Source organism: Clavibacter michiganensis subsp. insidiosus (genome assembly GCF_002240565.1).
GTDB classification, from domain to species: Bacteria; Actinomycetota; Actinomycetes; order Actinomycetales; family Microbacteriaceae; genus Clavibacter; species Clavibacter insidiosus.
Genome location: NZ_MZMO01000001.1, coordinates 2,795,078 through 2,817,805 on the forward strand (window position 1 = coordinate 2,795,078; position 22,728 = coordinate 2,817,805).

Consider the following 22,728-nt stretch of genomic DNA (forward strand, 5'->3'; position numbering starts at 1 on the left):
TCCCCTCGGGAGCCGCCTGCCCCGGGGGACCAGTGGACACGCAACAGACACGACGCACGGACGAGGCCCAGGAGGGGTCGCGCTGGCGGGTCGTCTACGCCCGACGCCTGGCGCTGAGCGACGCGCTCGTCATCATCCTCACGACCTTCGGCGTGCAGTTCCTCTGGTTCGGCACCACGGCCGGCTCGGTCGACCTCGGCGGCAACGCCCAGGGGGTCGCGGTGACCTACACGATGGTCTCCGTCGTGCTGATCCTCGCGTGGCTCTTCGTGCTCACCGTCTACAGCACCCGCGACTACCGCATCGTCGGCACCGGCACGCAGGAGTACAAGCAGGTCGCCGACGCGACGCTGCGGCTCTTCGGCATCATCGCCATCGTCGCGTTCCTCGTGAAGATCGACCTGGCGCGCGGCTACATCGTCACGGGCCTGCCGCTCGGCCTCGTGCTCCTGCTGCTGTCCCGCGCGCTCTGGCGCGTGTGGCTGTCGGCCCAGCGTCGCCGCGGCGAGTTCTCCTCGCTGATCCTCCTGGTCGGATCCCTGGAGAGCACCACCCACACCGCCACCACCCTCGCCCGCGCCCCCAAGGCCGGCTACCGCGTGGTCGGCGCGTGCCTCACGGGCGACGCGCGGCCCTCGCGCCTCCCGGGCCTCGACGTGCCGGTGGTCGGGAACGCCGACGACGCGCTCGCCGAGCTCGAGCGCCTCGGCGCCGACACGCTGGTGCTCACCTCCAGCGACGAGCTGCCGCCCGAGCGGATCCGCGAGCTGAGCTGGTCGCTCGAGCCCGGCCGCCACCACCTCGTCATGGCGCCCGGCCTCACCGACATCGGCGGCCCGCGCATCCACACGCGCCCCGTCGCCGGCCTCCCGCTCATCCACGTGGAGACGCCCCGCTTCGAGGGACGGAAGCTCCTCTCCAAGCGCCTGTTCGACATCGTCGTCTCCGGCATCACGCTCATCGTCCTGAGCCCGGTGTTCCTCCTCCTCGCGATCCTCATCAAGGCCACGAGCAAGGGCGACGTCTTCTACAAGCAGGAGCGCATCGGCCTGAACGGCGAGCCGTTCCACATGCTCAAGTTCCGCTCGATGCGCATGAACGCCGACGCCGAGCTGTTCGCGCTGCTGGAGCAGCAGGGGACGGCCGACACCCCGCTGTTCAAGGTGACGGACGACCCGCGCATCACGAAGGTCGGCGGGGTCCTCCGCCGCTACTCCCTCGACGAGCTGCCGCAGTTCCTCAACGTGCTGCTCGGATCCATGAGCCTCATCGGCCCGCGCCCGCAGCGCGAGGGCGAGGTCGCGCTCTACGACAGCGCCGCGCGCCGCCGCCTCCTCATCAAGCCCGGCATGTCCGGCCTCTGGCAGGTCTCGGGCCGCTCCTCCCTCTCGTGGGACGACGCCATCCGCCTCGACCTCTACTACGTGGAGAACTGGTCGCTCACGGGCGACATCATCATCCTCGCGCGCACGTTCAAGGCCGTCTTCGGCGCGGACGGGGCCGTCTGATGGGCGGGCTGGTCGTCCAGGAGTGGATCGAGAAGTCGGGCGGATCCGAGAAGGTGTTCGACGCGTTCGCGCACGCCTTCCCCGACGCCGATCTCTTCACGCTCTGGAACGACGACCCGGGCCGCTTCGGCGACCGGCCGGTGCGGGAGAGCTGGATCGCCCGCACGCCGCTGCGCCGGAGGAAGCCCCTCGCGCTGCCGTTCATGCCGCTCACGTGGAGCTCGGTCGACCTGTCCGCCTACGAGTGGACCCTCGCCAGCTCGCACCTGTTCGCGCACCACCTCGGCCACGGCGGCCGGGGCACCCGGCGCCACGTGTACGTGCACAGCCCCGCCCGCTACCTCTGGACCCCGGACCTCGACCGGCGCGGCGCCAACCCGCTCGTCAAGGCCGCCGCTCCCCCGCTCCGCGCGCTCGACCGGCGGCGCGCGCAGGCGTCCGGCGCCGAGGTCGCCGCGAACAGCGCGTTCGTGCGCGACCGCATCCGCGCCGCGTGGGACGTGGACGCGCAGGTCATCCACCCGCCCGTCGACGCCTCCGTCATCCGCGCCACGGCCTCCTGGGCCGACGCGCTCACGGGATCCGACGCCGCCCTCGCCGCCTCCCTGCCCGCCGAGTTCGTGCTCGGCGCGAGCCGTTTCGTGCCGTACAAGCGGCTCGACCTGGTGATCCGCGCGGGCGACGCCGCGGGCGTGCCCGTCGTCCTCGCCGGATCCGGCCCGCTCGCCGAGGAGCTGCGGGCGCAGGCCGACGCCGCGCGCGTGCCCGTCACGATCGTCCCGCGGCCGAGCGACGCGCTCCTCTACACGCTGTACCAGCGCGCGCTCGCGTACGTCTTCCCCGCGGTCGAGGACTTCGGGATCATGCCCGTCGAGGCGATGGCCGCGGGCGCCCGCGTGCTCGTCACCGACGTGGGCGGCGCGACCGAGAGCGTCGTCGACGGCGTGACGGGCGTGCACGTGCACGACTGGGAGGGCGCCGGCCTCGCCGACGCCGTCGCCCGGGCCGCGACGCTGGATCCCGCCGACAGCGTCCGCCGCTCCGCCGACTTCGACGCGGCCGTGTTCGAGCGCCGCATCGCCTCCTGGGTCCGCCACGACGGCGCCCGGCTCGACGGGGCGGTCGCGTGATGCGCCGGCTCGTCGTCAACGAGGCGTACGCGGCGCAGCGGGTCACCGGCCAGCAGCGCTACGCGACGGAGATCGCCCGCGCCCTCGAGGGCAAGCAGGGCGTCACCCGCGCCACGCCGTCCGACGGCATCGCGTCCTCCGGCGCGCGCAGCTGGCTCTGGGTGCAGACGACCCTGCCGTGGATCACGCGCCAGGACGTGCTGCTGTCGCTCACGAGCCGCGCACCGCTCGTGCACCGGCGCCACATCGTGGTCGTGCACGACCTCTTCGTGCTCACGAACCCCGAGTGGTACAGCCGCGAGTACGTCGTCACGCACGTGCCGCTGCTGCGCGCCAACCTGCGCGACGCGCGCGTCATCGTCACCGTGAGCGAGCCCGTCGCCGAGCAGGTGCGCGAGCTCGGCCTCTCCAGCGCGCCCGTCGTGGTCGCGCCCAACGCGCCGAGCCCCGTCTTCGGGGCGCCGCGCGGAGCCGAGGAGCGCGCTCGCGTGCTCGAGCGGTTCGGCGTGACCGACGGCGGGTACCTGCTCGCGGTCGGCAGCATGGATCCGCGCAAGAACCTGAAGCGCCTCACCGAGGCCTACCTGGAGCTGCCCGCGGAGACCCGCGCCCAGGCGCCCCTCGTGCTCGTGGGCGCGAAGAGCGCCGTCTTCGGCGACGTCGACATGGCCGAGTCGGACGACATCAAGCTGGCCGGCTACGTCACCGACGACGAGCTCGCCGTGCTCTACGCGGCGTCGCGCGGCGTCGTCTTCCCGAGCCTCGCGGAGGGCTTCGGCCTGCCGCTCGTCGAGGCGATGGTCGCGGGCGCGCGCCTCGCCGTCTCCGACATCCCCGTCTTCCACTGGATCTGCGAGGGCGACGCCGACTACTTCTCCCCCGCCGACACGTCCGCCATCACCGAGGCGCTCGCCCGGCTCGCCGCGGCCGCCCCGCTCGACGAGGAGGAGGCCGCCCGGATCCGCCGCGCCGTCACCTGCCGCTTCGACTGGCGCACCTCCGCGCAGACCGTCCACGACGCCTACCAGAGCATCGGGACGCGATGACCAGGCGGATCGGGCTGCTGCTCCCCACGGGAGCCGCAGGGCTCACGCGCGTGCTCCAGCTGGTGCTGCTCGTGGTCCTCACGCAGCTGGCCGACGAGTCGGCCCGGGCCGCGCTCGTCACCGGGTTCGCGCTGCTCAGCTCGTTCGCGATCATCACCGACTCGGGCGCCGCGAACTTCCTGCTGTCGCTGCCGCGCACGCGCCTCACCCGGAGCGTGCACGCGCGGGCGGTCGGCTTCCACGCGGCGCTCGGCTCGGTCGGCGCGGCCGTCGCGGTGCTGATCACCGTCGCGTCCGCCTCGTCCGTGCCCGGCGAGGCCGCGCTGCTGCTCGTCGCGCTCGGCGTCAGCCAGGTGCTCGACTCGCTCACCCGCACGATCCGCGCGCCCCTGCTCGTCGGCCGCCGCGACGCCTCCTACGCGTTCCCCGACCTCGCGCTCGTGGTGCTGAAGGCCGTGCCGCTCGTGATCGCGGTGCTCGTGCCCGAGATCCTCGTGCTGCTGGCCTTCCCGGTCGTGTCGCTCGTCGTCACCGCGGGCACGTGGATCGCCGTCCGCCGCGACCTCGCCACCACGAGCGACGAGCCCGTGCGCGTGTTGCCGCAGATCCTCGAGTTCGGCCTCTCCGGATCCCTCAGCGCCCTCTACTCGCAGGCGCCGCTCGTGCTCGGCACGGCGATCCTCGGGGCCGACGCCATCGTGCCGCTGGCGCTCGCCTACCGGATCGTGCAGCCGCTCGAGGTCCTGCCGGCCACGCTCTCGCAGCAGCTGATCCCGCGGATCCGCGCCGCCGCCCGCCCCGCCCGCGCCTACTGGTGGCGGTTCGCGCTCGGCGGCCTGGTGCTCGCCGGGATCCTCGCGCTCCTCCGCGAGCCCGTCGAGCAGGTCTTCGGCGGGGACGCGTTCGACCAGGCGATCTTCCTCGTGGTGCTGCTCTCGGTCGCCCCCAAGTTCGGCAACTACGCGCTCATGGCGTACGCGATGGGCTCCGGCCTCGTGCGCGTGCGGCTCACCGCGACGATCGTCACGGGCATCGTCGCCGTGGTCCTCACGCGCGTCGCCGCGCTCACGGCCGGCCCCGCCCTGCTCGCCGGCGTCACGCTCGCCGCCGAGCTCGTCCTGAGCGCGGCCATCGCCGCGCTCCTCATCCGCCACCGCCACCGCACCGTCAGGAAGGAGGACGCATGAGGACCCTCATCGTCTCCGCCGACCGCACCCTCGCGTCCGGCCACCCGCAGAACCTCGGGGACGCCTTCCTCACCGACGCGCTGTCCGAGCGCCTCCGCCGGGCCGGCCACGAGACCGTGATCGCCGACTTCGGGCGGACCGCGCGCCGCGACTCCACCGAGGAGCGCGTCCGCGTCGCCGGCGTCCGCGCGCTCGCCGACGTCGTGCGCCAGGTCGACGCGGTCGTCGTCGGCGGCGGCACGCTCCTCGCCGACGACCAGCCGGGCCGCCCCTTCGCGGGCCTCCCCCGCCTCATGGCCGTCACCGGGCTCATCGCGCGCACCAGCCGCACGCCGCTCGCCGTGTTCGGCGTGGGCGCGGATCCCGTCACCCGCCGCCGCGCGCGCCTCGCCCTCCGCGCGGGCCTCGACGGCGCCCGCGTCTGGACCCGCGACCCCGACTCCGCCGGCCGCGCCGCCGGGTACTCGAAGCTCCCCGTCGAGGTCGCCGCCGACGTCAGCCTCTTCGCCGCCCCCGAGCTCGCCGCCATGGCCGCGCCGGCCGACCGCCGCCGCGGTGCCGTGGTCGCCCTCAACGCGAAGCACTCCCCCGAGGTCACCCTCGCGGACGTCGCGGCCCTCGAGGAGCGCTTCGGCGAGGTCGTCTTCGTGTCGATGGACCAGGGCGACGACTCCGACGCCGGCGCCCTCTCCCCCGAGGTCCGCGCCCGGCTCACGACCGAGCCCGGCGACCACGGCTGGCGCCGGGCGGCCGAGCTCATGGCCGACCGCGAGGTCGTCATCGCCTCTCGCATGCACGCCATGTACCTCGGTACGATGCTGACGACGCCCGTGGTCACCGTCGGAGGCGCCACCAAGGTCGGGGCGTTCACGACCGAGTTCGGCACGCGCACGGAGCCCGCGTTCGACCGGGCGGCCCGCACCGCCATCGCCGCACCGGCCGACGCCGGTGCCCCATCCACCACCGCGGCGGCGCTCGTCGCCGCCACCGCCCGCCTGGACGCGGCTTTCGAGGAGATGACCACATGGGTCCGACGTACCGCCTAGCCACCCCGGCGGTCTTCGCGGCCGCCGTGGTGCTCACCATCCTCGCCGCGCTCGGCGGCGTGGCCCTGCTCGGCAACGAGCTCTCCTACCCGTTCATGATCGCGGTGCTCGCGATCCTGCTCGTCGGCGTGCTCGTGAAGGAGACGGTCTCGAACGGGGATCCGATCACCCCGGGCGGCATCGTCGCGTTCACGGGCCTGCTCCTGTTCGTGCTGCGGCCGCTCACGGTCGCCAACAGCATGGAGACGAGCCCCGGCGCCATCGCCGACACGCGCTTCTTCTCCCCCACGCTGCAGCTCGCCGCGAGCTCCGCGCTCATCGAGGCGCTGATCTTCTTCTCGGCGTTCTTCGTCGTCTACTACTACTCGGTGGCCCGCGAGGCCCGCCGCGTCTCCCGCGGCGGCGAGGACGCGAAGGCCCTCGAGGACAGCGCCCTCGCGGGCGGCCCCGCCTTCGTCGACCCCGACACGCAGGTGCGCTGGCAGCGCGTGTTCAACACGTCGGTGTCGCAGGCGATCGTGGTCATCTCCTCGGTCGTGGCCCTCGGCCTCCTCGTCTACCTGGTCTTCTCCTCCGGCGGCATCCAGGCGTACACGACGGGCCTCGCCAACCGGAGCGACTTCCTCTCCGGCAAGTCGTTCATCGGCCTCTCCTACATCCCCGTGCAGATCGCGATCGTCTACAACGTGCTCGCGCGCCGCCAGAAGGGCCTCGAGGGCTGGAACTGGGTCAACCTGGTCGCCGTCCTGGTGCTCGTGGTCTGCGCCGGGTCCGCCGGCGGCCGCGGCCCGCTCATCATCGGCGTGTTCCTGCCGTTCCTGATCCTCAAGCAGATCGGCCCGAAGCCCTTCCGCTTCCGCACCATCGCCCTCATCGGCGGCGTCACGGCCGTGGTCGCGATGGTCTACTCGATCGTCATCCGCGAGTCCACGTTCGACAACGGCCGCTCGCTCGACCGCCTCACGCAGGACCCGCTGGGCGTCCTCCTCGACCGCCTCACCAGCGGCATCGAGACGCGCCCGTTCGACGTGCTCATCCGCCTCAACGAGGTCGCGTCGCTGCCCGACTTCGTCTACCAGTGGGGTGCGACCTACGCGGCGGTGCCGGCCTGGTTCGTCCCGCGCGGGCTCTGGGAGGACAAGCCGTTCGGCGGCGGCAACACGTGGTTCACGTCCACGTACGTGCCCCGGTTCTACGGCGTCAACCGCGTCGAGACCAGCCTGTCGGCCATCGGCGAGGCGTTCTCGAACTTCGGCATCCCCGGGGTCGTCGCCGTCGGCGCGCTCCTCGGCCTCGTGGCCGGCCTCTTCATCCGCGCCCGGATGCGCCGCCGCGGGCTCCTCGGCTCCGCCATCGCGGTCGTCGTCACGCCCTACCTCTTCTCCCTCATCCGCGGCGACGCGTACCAGGGCATGTCGACGAGCATCGCGTCGCTCGTGATCCTCCTGCTGTTCTTCTGGTTCTCCTCCACGCGCAAGCAGGTCACCGGGCCCGTCAGCGCCCCGGTGCCCCTGCCCGACGAGACCGCGCCCGCGGCCGTGCGCGAGCAGGCGCTCATCGGGGCCGGCTCCGTCGGCCTCGGCGCCGTCGGCGCATCCACCCCCGCCGCCGCGGACGCCCGCCCCGCGATCGGCAACGGGCGCGCCTTCCCGGCCGGACGGCCGGCCGGGACCTGGACGCCCGACCGGTGAGCGGCATCGACGACATCCTGCCCCCGGCGGACGGCTCGGACGGATCCCGCTCCGACGGATCGGCGGGCGGCCGCAGCCGCCGCGACGACCGCGCGGCCCGCGACGCGTCCCGCCCCCGTCGGCCGCTCGGGAAGCGCAAGCGCCTCTGGATCCCGGTCGGCGTCATCGGCGTCCTCGTGATCGGCACCGCGGTCTCGGCCGCGCTGATCCTGCCCCGCGTCGACACCGTCCAGTCCGAGCTGCGCGACGCGCTCCCGCTCTCCGACCAGGTGCAGACGGCGCTCCTCGCGGGCGACATCGACACCGCCAAGACCGGCGCCGCCGAGCTCCGCGACCACACCGCGAAGGCCGCGGAGGCGGCGGACGACGGCGTGCTCGGCGCCTACGAGTGGATCCCCTTCGTCGGCCCGAACCTCCACGCCGCCCGCGTGCTGGCCGCGACCAGCGACCGGCTCGCGACCGACGTCGTCACGCCCGCCACGGAGGTCTCCCTCTCGGCGTTCACGCCCGTGCTCGGCCGCATCGACCTCGACGGGATCCGCTCCCTCGGCCAGACCGTCGACACCGCGAGCGACGGCCTCGCCGGCGCCCGCGCCGCGCTCGACACCATCGACCGCGACAGCCTCTGGGCGCAGGTGGCCGACGACGTCGACCTCATGGACGACACGCTCACGAGCACCGAGGAGACCGCGGGCACCTTCCGCGAGGTCACGGGGATCCTGCCCGACCTCCTCGGCGCCGACGGCGCGCGCAACTACCTGCTGATGTTCCAGAACAACGCGGAGGTGCGCTCCACCGGCGGCAACCCGGCCGCGCTCGTGCTGCTGACCGTCGAGGACGGCAGCGTGCGGATCGCGAAGCAGGCGTCGAGCAACGACTTCCCGCGGAACGTGCGCCAGGGCGACGTGCCCGACGAGACCGTGCGCCTCATCGAGCCGCGCTCGGACCGGTTCGAGCAGAACATCACGATGTTCCCCGACTTCCCCACCTCGGGCGCCCTCGCCAAGTCGTACTGGGAGGCCAACATCGGCGACCGGGTCGACGGCGTGCTGTCGTTCGACCCCATCGCGCTCAGCTACCTGCTGGAGGCGACCGGGCCGATCACGCTCGCCACCGGCGACGAGCTCAACGCCCAGAACGCGGTGCCCACGCTCCTCGGCGCCGTCTACAGCCAGTACCCCGACTACCTCGCGCAGGACCGCTACTTCGCCAGCGCGGCCGGCACGATCTTCGCGAAGCTCGTCACCGACACCCCGCCCGTCGTCCCGCTGGTCACCGCGATCGACCGGGCCATCGACGAGCGGCGGCTCCTGCTGTGGAGCACGGTGCCCGAGGAGCAGGCGCTCATCGAGGGCGGGCCGCTGAGCGGCGCGCTGCCGGACGACAACACCGACCAGACCGCGATCGGCCTGTACTTCAACGACATCGGCTCCGGATCCAAGATGAGCTACTACCTGCGCTCCGCCTCCCGGATCCAGGCGGAGACCTGCGGCGACACCACCACGTACACGGTGTCCGTCGACATGACGAGCATCGCGCCGCTCGACGCCGCGACGAGCCTGCCGCGCTACGTCACGGGCCTCGACGGCAAGGCCAAGGGCCGCCAGTTCGACGACCTCCTCGTGTACGGCCCCGTCGGATCCACCGTCACGGGCTGGTCCACCGCGGCCGACCTCACCACCGAGGAGGCCCGCGGCACCGACATGGGGCGCGGCATGATCCGCATCCGCACCGAGCTCGCGCCACAGGACACGAAGACCGTCGACGTCACGTTCACCGTGCCGGCGGCCGACGCCCCGGGCCCGCTCGAGGTGCGGCACACGCCGCTCGTGCGTCCGCTCGAGTCCGAGATCACGCAGGTCCCCTGCACCACGGGCGGCTGACCCGCCGCCCGCCGCCCCGACGACACCGCACCGCCCGCCCCGGATGGGGGCTTAGCGCCCGTCACGCGCTCCCCATAGGCTCGATGAGCCGCCGGGGGACGTACCCGCCCCCGCATGCCCGCACGCCGCCCCCGCGGATCCTCCAGGCCGAGAGCACACGTTGACACCCAGCACCACCACCACCCCGCCTCGCCGGGCGCACCGCGTCCGTCGCTGGATCGTGCGCACCCTCCTGGCGCTGCTCGTGCTCCTGCTGGCCTGGCTCCTGGCCGGCATCCCGCTCTTCGTCTTCCCCCCAGCCAGCCAGCCGGACAAGGCCGACGTGATCTACGTCATCGGCCCGCCCAACCCCACCCGCCGCGACCTCGCGGCGAAGCTGGTGGACGAGGGCTACTCCGACACGGTGGTGTTCTCTGTCCCGCCCACCGGCCCGCAGTCGGCCGACGAGCTCGCGGCCTGCAACGGCGAGTTCCCCTACGCCGTCACGTGCGACACCCCGTCGCCCTTCACCACCCAGGGCGAGGCCCGCTACCTGCGCGAGAAGTCCGAGGAGAACGGCTGGACGAGCGCCATCGTCATCACCTGGACCCCGCACGTGACCCGCACGCAGCTGATCTTCTCGCGCTGCTTCACGGGCGACCTGATGGTGGTCGAGGACCCGGTGGACTTCAGCCTCCGCCAGTGGGTCTCGCAGTACACGTACCAGACCGGCGCCTTCGTCAAGGCGCTCGTCACGCCCGGCTGCTGACGCCCGCTCCCCACCCGATCCGTCGCTGCGCGGCCAGGCGGTCAGCCGCACGGGGTTGAATGGTCGTCATGACCCCCGCGATCGGCCCGACGACCGGCGACGACATCCACCTCATCTCGCTCAACGTGCGCATGCCCTGGCACGGCACCCGCGAGGGCGAGGCCGACCACTGGCCCGAGCGCCAGGAGGTGCTCACGCGCTTCCTGCAGCAGGAGCGGCCCACGGTGCTCGGCGTGCAGGAGGCGCTGTGGCCGCAGATCCAGGCCATCGAGAAGGCGCTCCCGCCGTCGTACCGCATGGTCGGGCAGGGCCGCGAGGGCGGCAGCCACGGCGAGCACGGCGCGATCTTCTACCAGGCTTCCCGCCTCACCCTCCTCGAGCACGACGTGATGTGGCTCTCGGACACCCCGGACGTGATCGGCAGCATGACGTGGGGCAACCCCATGCCGCGGATCCTCACCTGGGCCCGCTTCCAGGACGAGGCCACCGGCCACCCGCTCGTGGTGCTCGACACGCACCTCGACCACGACGTCGCCGAGGCGCGCGACCGTGCCGCGAAGGCCATCGCCGAGCTCGTGCGCACGCGCTTCGCGGGGCTGCCGCTCGTGCTCATGGGCGACTTCAACGCGCCCGTCGACTCGTTCCCCTACGACGCGCTCACCCGCCGGGCCGGCCTCCGCGACTCCTGGCTCGACACCGCGCGCCAGGCGACGCCCGCCTTCGGCACCTTCCCCGACTACCGGCCGCCGGTGGTCGACGGGCCGCGCATCGACTGGATCCTCGTGAGCGACCGCGTGGACGTCCGCGCCGCCGCGGTCAACGACTTCGCCTGGCGCGGGCGCATGATGAGCGACCACCTGCCGGTGCAGGCGCTCGTGCGGCTGAGCTGACGCCGGCCGCCGCCGCAGGCTGGGGCTGACGCCGGGCTGACGCCGGCCGTCACGCGTCCGTCGCCGCCCCGCCCGCCTCGTAGCCTGGGGGGATGACCACCGCACCGAAGGTATTCGCCATCCACGAGAACCCCGAGTGGTTCGGCCCGTTCGCCGCCGCGCTCGACGCGCGCGGCGTGCCGTACGAGGAGTGGCTCCTCACCGACGGCGTGCTCGAGATCGACGAGGCGCCGCCCGAGGGGATCTTCTGGTCGAGGATCAGCGCCTCGGCGCACACGCGCGACCACGCGCTCTCCAAGGACTACACGCGCGCCCTCATGAGCTGGCTGGAGGCGCACGGGCGCCGCACGGTCAACGGGCGCCGCACGATCGAGCTCGAGGTGAGCAAGGTCGACCAGCTCACCGCGCTGCGGGCCGCGGGCATCGAGGTGCCGCGGACGCGCGCCGTGATCGGCAGCCACCGCATCGTCGAGGCGGCGCAGGGCCTCCCGACCCCGTTCATCACGAAGCACAACCAGGGCGGCAAGGGCCTCGGCGTCCGCAGGTTCGACAGCGTCGAGGAGCTGGCCGCCTATGGGGAGGGGCCGGACTTCGAGGAGCCGCAGGACGGGATCACGCTGCTGCAGGAGTTCCTGGAGGCCGCGACGCCGCGGGTCACGCGCGTCGAGATCGTGGGCGGCCGCTTCGTGTACGCGATCCAGGCCGACACGGCGCGCGGCGGGTACCAGCTGTGCCCGGCGGACGCGTGCGCGATCGACCCGACGACGGGCGCGCTCGTGATGCCGCCCGGCGCGACCATCGCCCAGGAGCCGGGCGACACGATCTTCTCGCTGCGGGAGGACATCACCGCGGAGCACCCGCTCGTCCAGAGCTACGTCGCGTTCCTCGCCGGGCTCGGGATCGAGGTGGCCGGGATCGAGTTCATCGAGACCGCGGACGGTCGGCTCGTGACCTACGACGTGAACACGAACACGAACTACAACGCCGGCGTCGAGGCGGTCGCGCCGGCGTCGGGGCCGGGCGCGGTGGCGGAGCTGCTGGAGCGCGTGCTGCGGGAGACCTACCCGGAGGGCTGAGCCCCGGAGGGCCGAGGGCCGGCGGATCAGGCCGCCGGGCCGCCGTCCTCGGGCGCGACCGCGGAGGTGGCGGCACCCTGGTCCTCGGCGATGCGCGTGTGGTGGTGGATGACCTCCGCGACGATGAAGTTCAGGAACTTCTCCGCGAAGGCCGGGTCGAGCCGGGACTCCTCGGCGAGGGCGCGGAGGCGGAGGATCTGGCGGCGCTCGCGCTCGGGATCCGCGGCGGGCAGCCCGTGCGCGGCCTTGAGCCGGCCGACCGACTGCGTGAACTTGAAGCGCTCGGCGAGCAGGTGGACGAGGGCGGCGTCGATGTTGTCGATGCTCCCGCGGATCTCCCCCAGCTCCTCGAGGGCGGCACGGGCGTCGTCGTCGAGGGGCGCCCCAGCGGGGCCGGTGTTCTCAGGCATGGGATGACCCTACCCATCCGCGCCTGGGACGACGGAGGCGGGCGTCCCCGCTGGGGACGCCCGCCTCGTGTCGTGCGGGTGGATCAGTCGACGATGGTGACCTTCACGTCGATGTTGCCGCGCGTGGCGTTGGAGTACGGGCAGACCTGGTGGGCCGCGTCGGCGATCTCCTGGCGGCGCTCGGGCGCCACGTTCGGGAGGTAGACGTCGAGCTCGACCGCGAGGCCGAAGCCGCCCTGGCCGTTGTCGCCGATCGAGACGCTGGCGGAGACGCCCGCGTCCTTCGTGTCGACGTCGGCGTTCTTGCCGACGAGGTGGGTGGCGCCGAGGAAGCAGGCGCTGTACCCGGCGGCGAAGAGCTGCTCGGGGTTCGTGCCCTCGCCCGAGCCGCCCATCTCCTTGGGGGGACGGGTGTCGAAGTCGATGCGGTCGTCCTCGCTGCGGACGTGTCCGTCGCGTCCTCCGCCGGAGGCGTGCGCGATAGCGGTGTAGATGGGTTCCATGGATCCATCAGACCACGACGGGCCTGGGAGCGCGCGCCGTCCGCGGTGGACGTTCGCGGCACGGACGGTGGATCGCGGGCGAACGCGGCGGGACGCGCGTGCGGGCTCCGCGCGCCGCCCGGGCGCGTCGCGGCGGCCGTCCGCGCGCGCCGCCGCCGGTCAGGGCAGCAGGCCCGAGCGGTAGCCCCACACGACGGTCTGCAGGCGGTCGCGCGTGCCGAGCTTGGTCATGATCCGCGTCAGGTGCGACTTGACGGTGCTCGTCTCGATCACGAGCCGGCCGCCGATCTCGTCGTTGGAGAGGCCGTCGCCGAGGAGCCGCACGATGTCCTGCTCGCGCGGCGTGAGGACCTCGGCGCCGGGGTGCACAGCGGACGCGGCGCGGCGGCGGGTGAACTCGGCCATGACGCGGCGCGTGGTGACGCCGTCGAGGGCGGCGCGGCCCTCGGCGAGCGCCCGGACCGCCTGGATGAACTCCTCGGGCTCCGCGTCCTTGAGCACGAAGCCGCGCGCGCCCGCCTCGAGCGCGCCGAAGACGTACTCGTCGAGGTCGAAGGTGGTGGCGACGAGGACGGCCGGTCCCGGCCGGTCGCCGCCGCGCCCGCGGCCCGGGGCGTCGGCGTCCGCGCCGGTGATCGCGCGGGTCGCCTCGATGCCGTCGCCGCCGGGCATGCGCACGTCCATCACCACGACGTCGGGGCCGAGGCGGCGCACGAGCTCGACGGCCTCGCGGCCGCCCGCGGCCTCGCCGACCACCTCGATCCCGCCGGCCGTCTCCAGCACGACGCGGAAGCCCGCGCGGACGATGGACTGGTCGTCGACCAGCACCACGCGGATCACGCGTCGGCCCCCGCCGCCGGCACGGGCTCCACCGGCAGCTCGAGGCGCACGCGCCAGGTGCCGGATCCGGTGGGGCCCGCCTCCAGGCGGCCGCCGACGAGCGCGGCCCGCTCGCGCATGCCGACGAGGCCGTAGCCGGGCGCCGTCGCCGGGGCGGCCGCGGGCACCGCGTTCTCGATGGTGAGGGCGATGCGCGCGGGGCCGGCCTCCGTGGTGAGGGTGACGGCGGATCCGGGCGCGTGCCGCCGGGCGTTGGCGAGCGACTCCTGCACGGTGCGGTACGCGGTGACGTCGGCGAGCGGCGCGAGCGCGGGCGCGGCGCCCGTCGCGCGCTCCTCGACCTCGGTGCCCGACGTGCGGGCCGCCGCCACGAGGCCCGGCAGGTCGGCGAGGCCGGGCACGGGGGCGGTGCCCGCCGCGTCGCCGGCCTCGCCGTCGGAGCCCTGCCGGAGGATCCCGACGATGGAGCGCAGCGCGTCGAGGGTCTCGCGGCCCTGACGGCGGATCCCGCGGAGGGAGTCCTTGGCGCGCTCCGGGTCGAGGTCGACCAGGCGCTCGGCGGCGCCGGCCTGCACGACGAGCGCCGTGAGGTGGTGCGCCGCCACGTCGTGCAGCTCGCGGGCCATCCGTGTGCGCTCGGCGGCGACCGCGGCCCGGCTGAGGGCGGCCTGGTGCTCGAGGCTCTCGGCGGCGCGCGCCAGCACGTCGCGGTCGTGGCGCCGGCGGAGCGCGACCCAGGAGCCGACGGCGGCGCTGGCCGCGGCGATGAGCAGGCCGCTGACGAGGATCGAGACGGCCGCGATCACCGTGTCGACGCTGAGCCCCGCGTGCACGGCCGTGGGCACGAGCAGCGCCCGGACCTGGCCGGTGGCGGCCAGGTAGGCGCCGACGGCCTCGATGCCGATGGCCGCCGCCACGACGCGCACCGCGGAGGCCGGTGCGAGCCGCGCCCCGACCGTGTAGGCCGCGACGACGGGGGCGGCGGCCCAGAACCCGAAGTGCGGCGGGATCACCGCGACGAGCGCGCCCTGGAGGAGCGACACCGCCAGCAGCGTCGACCGCGGGTGGCGGCGGCGGAGGGCGAGGGGCGCGCACTGGACGACCGCGAGGATCCCGATGAGCGCGCCCTGCGCCGGCGACATGCTGCGCGAGGTGCCGTCCGCCCAGACGAGCGCGGCGAGCACGCCGAGGAGCAGCACCGTGAGGACCGCCCAGGCCGCGGCGGCGGCGGCGTCCCGGCCCGCGTCCGTGCGGATCCCGACGCGGGCGAGGCCGGCGCGGATCCGCTCCCCGAGCACGCCCCGCGGGCGGACGGCGACGAGGGCGGCGGGCGTCGGGGCGGTCACGCTCCGAGCATGCCAGGCCGGCCGGCCGCCGCCGTCGCCCGCGTCGCCGCGCATCAGTAGCTCACGCTCGGCGCGAGCAGGCGGAAGCCGACCGCGAAGCCGGCGACGGCGACCAGCGCGAGGGCGACGAGGATCCGTCCGGCGACGATCCACGCGCCGCGCCGCGTCCGCACGGCCTGCCACGCGGCGAGCGCGGCGGGGATCACCGCGAGGGCGCCGAGGACCTGCAGCCCCTGCAGGGTGCGGAGCGCGCCGGCGGGGACGTCGACGAACGAGAGCGCCTGCACGGCCGCGGCCGTCCAGCCGAGGAGCGCGACGAGCGTCACGGCCTGGCCGATGCGGGAGAGCAGGTGGGCGCGGCTGCGACGGGGACGCGGCGCCACGGTGACGGTCGCGTCCGCGCGGGCGGCCCGTCGGCGTCCGAACCCGGCGAGCGCGGTGGCCGGCCCCACGATCACCGACACGAGCAGCACGGCGACGGACGCGAGCAGCAGGGGCATCGCGACGGACGCGACCTGCCACGGCTCCGCTCGGAGCAGCGTGAACGACGCGCCCCAGGAGATCGCGTCGACCGGGCCCCCGTCGGCGGAGGCGCGGGTCGCGAGCACGGCGTCGCCGCCCACCTCGCGCCACAGGTCGTCGCCCGCCTTCTCGTAGACGCCCGTCGTGACGCCGAGCGGCTTCGGGGTGACCGCGATGGTCCCGTCGGCGCGCGGGACGATCTCGGTCTGCCCGCTGAGGGCCAGGAGCGCGCCCGGGTTCGAGAACGGGGAGCGGGAGGAGAGCCAGGTTCCGGCGAGCGCGGCGGCGGCCTCGGGGTCGCCCGTGGGCGCGCCGGCGGATCCGGCGGTGCCGTCGTCGGCGCGCAGGTACCGGTCGGCGAAGCCCTGCAGCACGGTCGTGCGGAGCTCCAGGGTGTCGACGGCGTCGCGGCCGTTGCCGTTGAAGGTCACGAAGATGCCGGCGTCGCTCTCCGGGAACATGCGCATGGCCGTGTGGAAGACGTTGGTGTCGCCGTCGTGGCCGAAGGCCGGGACGCCGGGCGTGCTGTCGTCGAAGAAGGCGAGGTCCATGCGCTGGCCGGCGGCGAGGGTGCCGAGCTGGTCGGCGCCCAGGGCCGGGCGGTGCATCTCGTCGAGGGTGGCGGGATCCAGCAGCGCCTGGTCGGCGGGCAGGTCGCCGAGGTGGCCGAGCATGAAGCGGGCCATGTCGGACGCGGTCGCGGAGAGCACGCCGGCCGGGGCCGCGTTGACGACCTCCGTCGGGTAGGAGGGCTGCGCGTCGTCCGGGTAGCCCTTGGCGAGGCGCGCGTCGAGGTCGGCGGGGAGCGGCTGCGCGAACGACGACGAGGCCATGTCGGCGCGGTCGAGCACCTCCTGCTGCGCGAGGTCGACGAACGGCTTCCCGGCCACGCGCTCGGCGACGTAGCCCGCGAGGCTGGCGCCGTAGTTCGAGTAGGCGGGGGTGGTGCCGGGGACGAAGACCTGCTCCGGCGGATCCGTCCTCATCACGTCGCCGAGGTCGCGCTCGCTGCCGGCCACGCCGATGAGGCCCGTGATGACCTCCTCGAACCCGGACGTGTGGGTGAGGAGGTGCCGCAGGGTGACGGCGCCCTTCGGGGTGTCGAGGTCGAAGTCGAGGTACTGCTGCACGTCGGCGTCGAGGTCGAGGCGTCCCTCCTCCACGAGCTGCATGACGGCGGTGGCGGAGACCACCTTGGAGACGGAGCCGACGCGGAAGAGGGTGTCGTCGGGATCCACCGGGCGGGCGGTTCCGCTCTCGGTGCCGGTGTCGGCGAGGCCGTAGCCGCGGGAGGTGAGCACCTGGCCATCGGCGACGACGGAGACGGCGGCCCCGGGGATCCCGGTGGTCGGCAGCGCGGAGCCGACGACGCCGTCGAGCCAGGCGTCGAGGTCGTCCTTCGTGAGGTCGTGGCCGCCCTGCTGGTGCTGCGGCGGGGCCGGGGGCGGCGGATCCGCGGGGGTCGCGGTCGTCGCGGCGCCCGCGGCGAGCGGGAGGGCGACGGCCAGGGCGAGCGCGCCGACGGTCGCGGCGAGGCGCCGGGGTCGGCGGCCGCGGATCGGGGCGGCGGGGGTGGAGCGGGGTGTCGTGTCCATGCATCCCACGCTCCCCGCTCGGCCGCTCCCGCACAGGGCGCGGGAGTCGGCACCCGGGTTGCGACTCGAGTCGCAGGCGGGGCCGTCGGGCGTCGTCCTCAGGCGTCCGCCACGAGCTCGATCTTGATCCGCTCACCGTCCTCCAGGAACGCGGCCCGGTGGTCGGGCCCGCCCGCGAACGGGTGCCGGTCGGCGTAGAGGTGCGCCCAGCCGTGGTCGGGCGCTGCAGCCCAGAGGCGGTCGACCTCGGCGGCGGACCCCGCGTGGAACGCGAGGTGGCTGAGGCCCGCGCCGCGCCGGTCGTGCGGGGCGTCCCGCGGAGCCCGGGCGATCACGAGGTACGCGTCGCCGAGGCGGAGGCTCCGGCCGTCGGCCCAGCTGGCCTCCTCCGCGTAGCCGAGCTCCCCGAGGATCCAGCCCCAGGAGGCCAGCGCCCGGTCGAGGTCGCGCACCTGCAGCTCCACGTGGTGGAGCGATCCGCGGACATCCGCCATCGTCCGCCTCCCGTCGTCGTGCCGTCCCGGCCACGCTACCGAGGAGGCGGACCGCGGCGCCGCGCGAGACGGGGGCGCGGCCCGCGCGCCGCGCGCCCGGACGCCGTATGGTGAGCCCGTCGCCCCGCATCGCCGGGGCCGAACGACGCGCCGCCGACGTCCGACCGTCCCGTGCGCGAGCTGGTCACGATGCACGCGCCGCCGCCGACACCGGCCCGACGCGCCGCCCCGCAGGACCGGGCACGGCTTCCCGGCCGCTCCCGACGCTGCGTCCCGTCACACCGATGTGCACCGCCCGGAGGCACGCCATCCCCCACGTCCGCTGCTACCCCGCCGTCGACGCCTCGCGCGTCCAGGCCAGCGCGCCGCCCCCGCCCGCGGACGCCGATCCCGGGAGCCGCAGCTTCCTCGACTTCGCCGTCGTCGCCGAGCACGACGGCCCCCACTCCGTCGCCGTCACCTACGACCACGGCGCGTCCAGCCCGCTGGCCCTCGGCTTCGCGCTCGACCGCGCGCAGACCCGCACCGTGCGCTACCCGCCGCTCGTCGAGGGCGCGACCCGGCGGACGCTGGTGCTCGACGTCGAGATGCGCCGCGGACCCGGCGTGATCCGCGTTGCCGAGGGGCCCGCGGACGCCCGGCTGCACGTGCACTCGCTCCGCGTCACGGGCATCCGCCCCGACGAGGACGCGGGTGCCGGAGTGGCCGTCCCGCCCGCGACGGACCGGCTCGCGGCGGAGGCCGACGCGGCCTAGATGTACTGAGTCATGACGTTGGTGACACTCGGGCCGCGGGCGTCAGCCCGTGGCTCGAGTGGATTCGTTCAGTGTTGTAGTGCTGGATCCACGGATCAAGGGCGTCGGTTCTGGCTTGGTTGCTGGTGAAGGGTTGCCGGTAGGCCCACTCGGTCGCGAGGGTGCGGTTGAAGCGTTCGACCTTGCCGTTCTGCCAGGGGCAGTGCGGGCGGATGAACTTCTGCCTCGCACCGAGCTGCGTGACCGCGTTCTGGAACGCGGCCGAGTGCCGGTAGGCGAACGCGTTGTCCGTCAGGACCCGTTCGATGCGGGTGATGCCGTGCTCGGCGAAGTACGCCGCGGCCCGGGTCAGGAACCCTGCCGCGGTCACGCCCTTCTCGTCCGGGTGGATCTCCGCGTAGGCGAGGCGGGTGTGGTCATCGACCACGGCGTGGACGTAATCGAACCCGATCCCACGACCACGAACCTGTTCGCTGCGGCCATGCGCCCGCCAGCCGCCGCCGTCCGGGATCCGGCCGAGCTTCTTCACGTCGACGTGGATCAGGTCGCCGGGATGCTCATGCTCGTACCGGTTTGCCGTCGACCGGGATGCCCGGATCACGGCCCCGGTGACGGGGTCCAACCATGCCAACGGCGGTGCCCCGTGCCGCCGCAGGATGCGGGAGATCGTGCGGGCTGGAACACCGGTCACCGGCGCCAACCGGGCAGGACCTGATCGCAATCGGGTCCTCGCTTCCACGACGGCTCGTTCTCGTTCCGGGCTCGTCCTCGTCGGCACCCGTCTCGGCCTCGAGGACCGGTCCGACAAGCCTTCGAAGCCCTCGGACCGGAACCGATTCACCCACCGATGCGCGCACTGACGCGACACACCGAGTTCGCGCGCGACATGCGAGACCGGCCGACGATCCTCGACCACCCGCCGCACGAGGAGAACCCTCCCGTGAACCGTCAGACGAGCATTAGCGTGGGACATCGAGGCCTCCTGGCAGTGGCAGAACTAGACAGCTCCATCAAGCCAGGAGGCCTCCTCACACGCCCCGAAGTGTCACCAACGTCATGGCCGGGTACACCTAGACCGACCCGGCGGAGAGCGGCGCCACGCCGCGCCCGGCACGCGCGCGGGCCGATGCGCCGGCGATCAGCGCCCCACGAATGCCCGCGCACCTGGTGTTTCCCCACCCGAGGGGTTATGTTCGCCCCAGTCCCGATCGGTCACCCGTCGCTGGGGACGTCGTGTGACACCGCTGGAACGCGACGGTCCGGCGATGCGACAGCGATCACACCAGGCGCCCGCCCGATCCGGGTACCTGGGAGCAGGGCCCGGTGCGCGGTCGCGCGTTCGTCGGGCTGGGGCTCGGTGACGCCCTCCCCTCCCTTCCCGCTCCACTCCCCTTGCCCCGCCTCCCCGGCGGAGCACCGGATCAGCTCGCGCACGTGCCCGTCCCGCAGCCGTACGACGATCCAGGAGAGCCCATGAGCGCCGAAGCCCCCATCCCGCTCGGCCGCCGCTCGATGCGCCGCGCGGACATCGAGCTCATGGTCGCGATCGCCTGGAACGCCGAGGGGCGCACGCGCGGCCTCCGCCCGCTGGCGTGGGAGGTCGGCGACGCGGACTTCGTGCACTTCATCGGGAGCGCCGACGCCTACTCGCGCCCGGCCCGTCGCGAGATCATCGAGGACTGGATCGCGGAGCTCGGCCTCGCCGACGTCATCGACTCCACCGCTCCCCCGCTGCACCGCGAGGGCGGCGACATGGTGTGGACCGGCGCCATCGACTCCATCGGCATGCAGTTCCACTACCCCGCGGAGCCCGGCGACGCGGATCCGTACGGCGACTGATCCGTCCCGCCGGGCGGCACCCGCTCAGATCGCGGGCGTGCGGAACAGGACCGGTCGCCCCTCGTGCGCGGCGATGCGCGCGTCGAGGCCGGCGCGGACGGCGGGCCACTCGTCGGCGAGGATCGAGTGGATCGCGGCGTCGCGCCAGCTGCCGTCGGCCCGCCGCTGATCCCGTCGGCACACGCCCTCGAAGGTGGCGCCGAGCTTGAGGATCGCGGCGCGCGAGTGCGCGTTGCGGGCGTCGGCCTGGAGCTTCACGCGGCCGAAGCCGGAGTCGAACGCGAGGCCGAGCAGGAGGCGCTTGGCCTCCGCGTTGACGACCGTGCCCCAGACGCGCGGGTCGTACGCGGTCCAGCCGAGGTGCGCGCGCTCGCGGCGCACGTCGAGCTCGGTGAGGCTCGTGGTGCCGACGAGCTGGCCGTCGTGGGGGCCGCCGACGAGGATCACGGCGGTCGGCAGGTCGTCCCAGCGGAAGTAGCCGCGGGCCCAGGCGTCGAACGCGTCCGGGTCGGAGGGGAGCCCGGCCGGGCCGCCGCCGAAGCCGCCCGCGAAGACGGCCTGGTGCGCGATCGCGGCGCGCAGCGCGGGGATGTGGTCGGGGGTCAGCGGGTCGAGCCGCACGTGGGTGCCGATCAGGGACGCGGGCGCGGGGACGGTGGCGGTCACCCGGCCAGCCTGGCAGACGCGCGGCCGGGACCCGCGGAGTCCGCGTGCCCCGGCCGGGCGATGGATCCGGTCAGCTGCCGGACGTCGCCGTGGGCGCGGGCGTCGTGGCGGGGGTGTGGATGCGCCGGGGGCGAGGATCCGTCGGGCGGGGCGGGCGGCGCGTGGCAGGTCGCGGTGGTGCCGCTCCCGGATCCGGCCGCGCCGCTCGTGTCGCCGCCGTTCCCGTCGGCGAACGCCGGCGAGGAGAACACCGCGACGAGGCCGAGGGAGGCGCACGCGATGCCGACGGCGATGCCGACGCGGCGCTTCCGCGGAGCGGGCGTCGGCGCGCCGGGCTCCCGGACGCCGCGTCCCTTCTCGAAGACGGTGACGGTGTCGTCCATGGTGGTCCTTCCGTGTCCGCCGCCGAGCGGGGGAGCGCCGGCGGTCGTGGATCCAGGCTCGGCGGCGGATCTGAAGTCCTCCTCACGTTCCGCGCCCGGGACGGACATGCGGCCGGGAGCGCCCATCCGTGGCTCCTACAGTCGGGGCACGCTCCCTCCCGCACGCGTCCTCGTGGTCGAGGACGACGCCGCCATCCGCGCCGCCGTCGTCTCCACCCTCACCGCCGAGCGCTTCGTCGTCCGCGGCCTCGCATCCGGCGTCGGGCTCGAGGAGGAGGTCACGGGGTTCCTGCCCGACCTCGTGGTGCTCGACTGGATGCTGCCCGGCCCGAGCGGGATCCAGCTGGCCGAGCGGATCCGCCGCTGGAGCGACGCGAGCGTCATCATGCTCACCGCGCGCGACGCCGTCGAGGACCGCCTGCGCGGCTTCGGCCAGGGCGTCGACGACCACATCGTCAAGCCGTTCGCGCTCGCCGAGCTCGTGGCCCGCGTCGGCGCGGTGCTCCGGCGGCGCGGGCGGCTCGCGTCCGTCGTCGAGATCGGCGACCTGCTCGTGGATCCCGACTCCGGCCTCGCGAGGCGCGGTGGCGAGCAGCTCGAGCTGACCTCGATCGAGTTCCAGCTCCTCGCGTACCTCGCCGCGCACCGCGGCCGCACGCTCTCGAAGACGCAGCTGCTCACGCAGGTGTGGGGCTACGACCAGGCCGACCCGAACCTCGTCGAGGTCCACATCAGCGCGCTGCGCAAGAAGATGGAGGCGCGGGGGCCGCGGCTCCTGCACACCGTCCGCGGGCTCGGCTACCGGGTGGAGGCGTGAGCGCGCGGACCCGCGGTCGCGCTCCCGCCGTCGCGCCGGTCGCACCGGACGCGCCGGACGCGCCGCTGCGCACCGGATCCCTCCGCAGGCGCACGGTCCTCGCGGTGCTCGCGCTCCTCGCCGTGCTGCTCGTGGCGCTGTCGCTCCCCGTGCAGGCGATCCTCGGGGCGCAGCTCCGGCAGCAGATCCAGGACCGGCTCGCCGACCGGGCGTCCGCCGCGGCCGCGCTCGTGGGCGCGCTCGCCCGCGCCCAGGGCGGCGACCTCGTGTGCCTCCCCGCGGCGCCGGGTGTCGGCGCCCGGTTCCGGCTGATGCTGCCGGTGGTGGATCCGGGCTCCTGAGCGACCGCACCG

Annotated in this window: 23 protein-coding genes; 14 read left to right on the forward strand and 9 right to left on the reverse strand. The window is 74.3% G+C overall.

Annotated features, from left to right (window positions below; genetic code table 11):
- Window positions 1-32: 32 nt before the first annotated feature.
- The 10 genes from B5P21_RS13455 to B5P21_RS13500 all read left to right on the forward strand — a co-directional run bounded on the left by B5P21_RS13455 (window position 33) and on the right by B5P21_RS13500 (window position 12,205).
- Window positions 33-1,508: a sugar transferase gene (locus B5P21_RS13455; RefSeq protein ID WP_045526832.1), complete on the forward strand. Its 1,476-nt coding sequence runs from the start codon at window positions 33-35 to the stop codon at window positions 1,506-1,508.
- Complete coding sequence (locus B5P21_RS13460; RefSeq protein WP_094171269.1) at window positions 1,508-2,638, forward strand: glycosyltransferase; 1,131 nt, start codon at window positions 1,508-1,510, stop codon at window positions 2,636-2,638. Before B5P21_RS13455 ends, B5P21_RS13460 begins: the two co-directional genes overlap by 1 nt.
- Window positions 2,638-3,684 (forward strand): glycosyltransferase family 4 protein, encoded by a 1,047-nt coding sequence (locus B5P21_RS13465; RefSeq protein WP_236688871.1) that lies wholly within the window; start codon window positions 2,638-2,640, stop codon window positions 3,682-3,684. The genes B5P21_RS13460 and B5P21_RS13465 overlap by 1 nt, the downstream gene beginning before the upstream one ends.
- Window positions 3,681-4,871, forward strand: coding sequence for a polysaccharide exporter (locus tag B5P21_RS13470; RefSeq protein ID WP_045526826.1), 1,191 nt, complete (start codon window positions 3,681-3,683; stop codon window positions 4,869-4,871). Before B5P21_RS13465 ends, B5P21_RS13470 begins: the two co-directional genes overlap by 4 nt.
- Entirely contained in the window at window positions 4,868-5,917 is a 1,050-nt protein-coding gene (locus B5P21_RS13475) for a polysaccharide pyruvyl transferase family protein (protein ID WP_045526824.1), read from the forward strand. The genes B5P21_RS13470 and B5P21_RS13475 overlap by 4 nt, the downstream gene beginning before the upstream one ends.
- On the forward strand, window positions 5,896-7,608 hold the full coding sequence (locus B5P21_RS13480) for an O-antigen polymerase (protein ID WP_045526822.1): 1,713 nt from the start codon (window positions 5,896-5,898) through the stop codon (window positions 7,606-7,608). The genes B5P21_RS13475 and B5P21_RS13480 overlap by 22 nt, the downstream gene beginning before the upstream one ends.
- On the forward strand, window positions 7,605-9,491 hold the full coding sequence (locus tag B5P21_RS13485; protein WP_045526820.1) for a DUF4012 domain-containing protein: 1,887 nt from the start codon (window positions 7,605-7,607) through the stop codon (window positions 9,489-9,491). The genes B5P21_RS13480 and B5P21_RS13485 overlap by 4 nt, the downstream gene beginning before the upstream one ends.
- 160 nt (window positions 9,492-9,651) lie before the next feature.
- Window positions 9,652-10,239, forward strand: a complete 588-nt coding sequence (locus tag B5P21_RS13490) for a YdcF family protein (protein ID WP_045526818.1) — start codon at window positions 9,652-9,654, stop codon at window positions 10,237-10,239.
- A 68-nt stretch (window positions 10,240-10,307) separates the two neighbouring features.
- Window positions 10,308-11,129 (forward strand): endonuclease/exonuclease/phosphatase family protein, encoded by an 822-nt coding sequence (locus B5P21_RS13495; RefSeq protein WP_236688787.1) that lies wholly within the window; start codon window positions 10,308-10,310, stop codon window positions 11,127-11,129.
- Between the two features lie 92 nt (window positions 11,130-11,221).
- Complete coding sequence (locus B5P21_RS13500; protein ID WP_045526814.1) at window positions 11,222-12,205, forward strand: ATP-grasp domain-containing protein; 984 nt, start codon at window positions 11,222-11,224, stop codon at window positions 12,203-12,205.
- Window positions 12,206-12,231: 26 nt separating this feature from the next.
- On the opposite strand, the gene B5P21_RS13505 is transcribed toward B5P21_RS13500, so the two are convergent.
- The 6 genes from B5P21_RS13505 to B5P21_RS13530 form a co-directional block, all read right to left on the reverse strand.
- Window positions 12,232-12,615: a chorismate mutase gene (locus tag B5P21_RS13505; RefSeq protein ID WP_045526811.1), complete on the reverse strand. Its 384-nt coding sequence runs from the start codon at window positions 12,613-12,615 to the stop codon at window positions 12,232-12,234.
- 83 nt (window positions 12,616-12,698) lie between these two features.
- A complete protein-coding gene (locus B5P21_RS13510) occupies window positions 12,699-13,118 on the reverse strand; it encodes an organic hydroperoxide resistance protein (protein ID WP_094171270.1) in 420 nt (139 codons plus the stop codon).
- A gap of 159 nt (window positions 13,119-13,277) precedes the next feature.
- Window positions 13,278-13,958 (reverse strand): response regulator, encoded by a 681-nt coding sequence (locus B5P21_RS13515; RefSeq protein WP_045526807.1) that lies wholly within the window; start codon window positions 13,956-13,958, stop codon window positions 13,278-13,280.
- Window positions 13,955-15,304, reverse strand: a complete 1,350-nt coding sequence (locus tag B5P21_RS13520; protein ID WP_045530155.1) for a sensor histidine kinase — start codon at window positions 15,302-15,304, stop codon at window positions 13,955-13,957. Before B5P21_RS13520 ends, B5P21_RS13515 begins: the two co-directional genes overlap by 4 nt.
- Before the next feature lie 53 nt (window positions 15,305-15,357).
- Entirely contained in the window at window positions 15,358-17,421 is a 2,064-nt protein-coding gene (locus B5P21_RS13525) for a serine hydrolase domain-containing protein (RefSeq protein WP_094171271.1), read from the reverse strand.
- A gap of 98 nt (window positions 17,422-17,519) precedes the next feature.
- Window positions 17,520-17,915: a VOC family protein gene (locus B5P21_RS13530; protein ID WP_045526804.1), complete on the reverse strand. Its 396-nt coding sequence runs from the start codon at window positions 17,913-17,915 to the stop codon at window positions 17,520-17,522.
- Between the two features lie 284 nt (window positions 17,916-18,199).
- Between B5P21_RS13530 and B5P21_RS13535 the strand changes: the two genes are divergently transcribed.
- The gene (locus B5P21_RS13535) at window positions 18,200-18,670 is read left to right on the forward strand and encodes a hypothetical protein (RefSeq protein ID WP_045526803.1); all 471 of its coding nucleotides are present in this window, start codon (window positions 18,200-18,202) and stop codon (window positions 18,668-18,670) included.
- A gap of 10 nt (window positions 18,671-18,680) precedes the next feature.
- Here the strand turns inward: B5P21_RS13535 and B5P21_RS13540 are convergent, their stop codons facing one another.
- Window positions 18,681-19,643, reverse strand: a complete 963-nt coding sequence (locus B5P21_RS13540; RefSeq protein WP_045530803.1) for an IS481-like element IS1122 family transposase — start codon at window positions 19,641-19,643, stop codon at window positions 18,681-18,683.
- Between the two features lie 500 nt (window positions 19,644-20,143).
- Here B5P21_RS13540 and B5P21_RS13545 point away from each other — a divergent pair, with 500 nt between their 5' ends.
- The gene (locus B5P21_RS13545; protein ID WP_045526802.1) at window positions 20,144-20,509 is read left to right on the forward strand and encodes a hypothetical protein; all 366 of its coding nucleotides are present in this window, start codon (window positions 20,144-20,146) and stop codon (window positions 20,507-20,509) included.
- A 24-nt stretch (window positions 20,510-20,533) separates the two neighbouring features.
- On the opposite strand, the gene B5P21_RS13550 is transcribed toward B5P21_RS13545, so the two are convergent.
- Both B5P21_RS13550 and B5P21_RS13555 read right to left on the reverse strand, forming a co-directional pair.
- Window positions 20,534-21,175, reverse strand: a complete 642-nt coding sequence (locus tag B5P21_RS13550) for a GNAT family N-acetyltransferase (protein ID WP_045526801.1) — start codon at window positions 21,173-21,175, stop codon at window positions 20,534-20,536.
- Window positions 21,172-21,558, reverse strand: a complete 387-nt coding sequence (locus B5P21_RS13555) for a hypothetical protein (RefSeq protein ID WP_080939274.1) — start codon at window positions 21,556-21,558, stop codon at window positions 21,172-21,174. The genes B5P21_RS13550 and B5P21_RS13555 overlap by 4 nt, the downstream gene beginning before the upstream one ends.
- A 172-nt stretch (window positions 21,559-21,730) precedes the next feature.
- Here B5P21_RS13555 and B5P21_RS13560 point away from each other — a divergent pair, with 172 nt between their 5' ends.
- Together B5P21_RS13560 and B5P21_RS13565 are read left to right on the forward strand one after the other, a co-directional pair.
- On the forward strand, window positions 21,731-22,375 hold the full coding sequence (locus tag B5P21_RS13560; protein ID WP_246865298.1) for a response regulator transcription factor: 645 nt from the start codon (window positions 21,731-21,733) through the stop codon (window positions 22,373-22,375).
- The gene (locus tag B5P21_RS13565; protein WP_045526799.1) at window positions 22,372-22,716 is read left to right on the forward strand and encodes a hypothetical protein; all 345 of its coding nucleotides are present in this window, start codon (window positions 22,372-22,374) and stop codon (window positions 22,714-22,716) included. Before B5P21_RS13560 ends, B5P21_RS13565 begins: the two co-directional genes overlap by 4 nt.
- Window positions 22,717-22,728 lie beyond the last annotated feature (12 nt).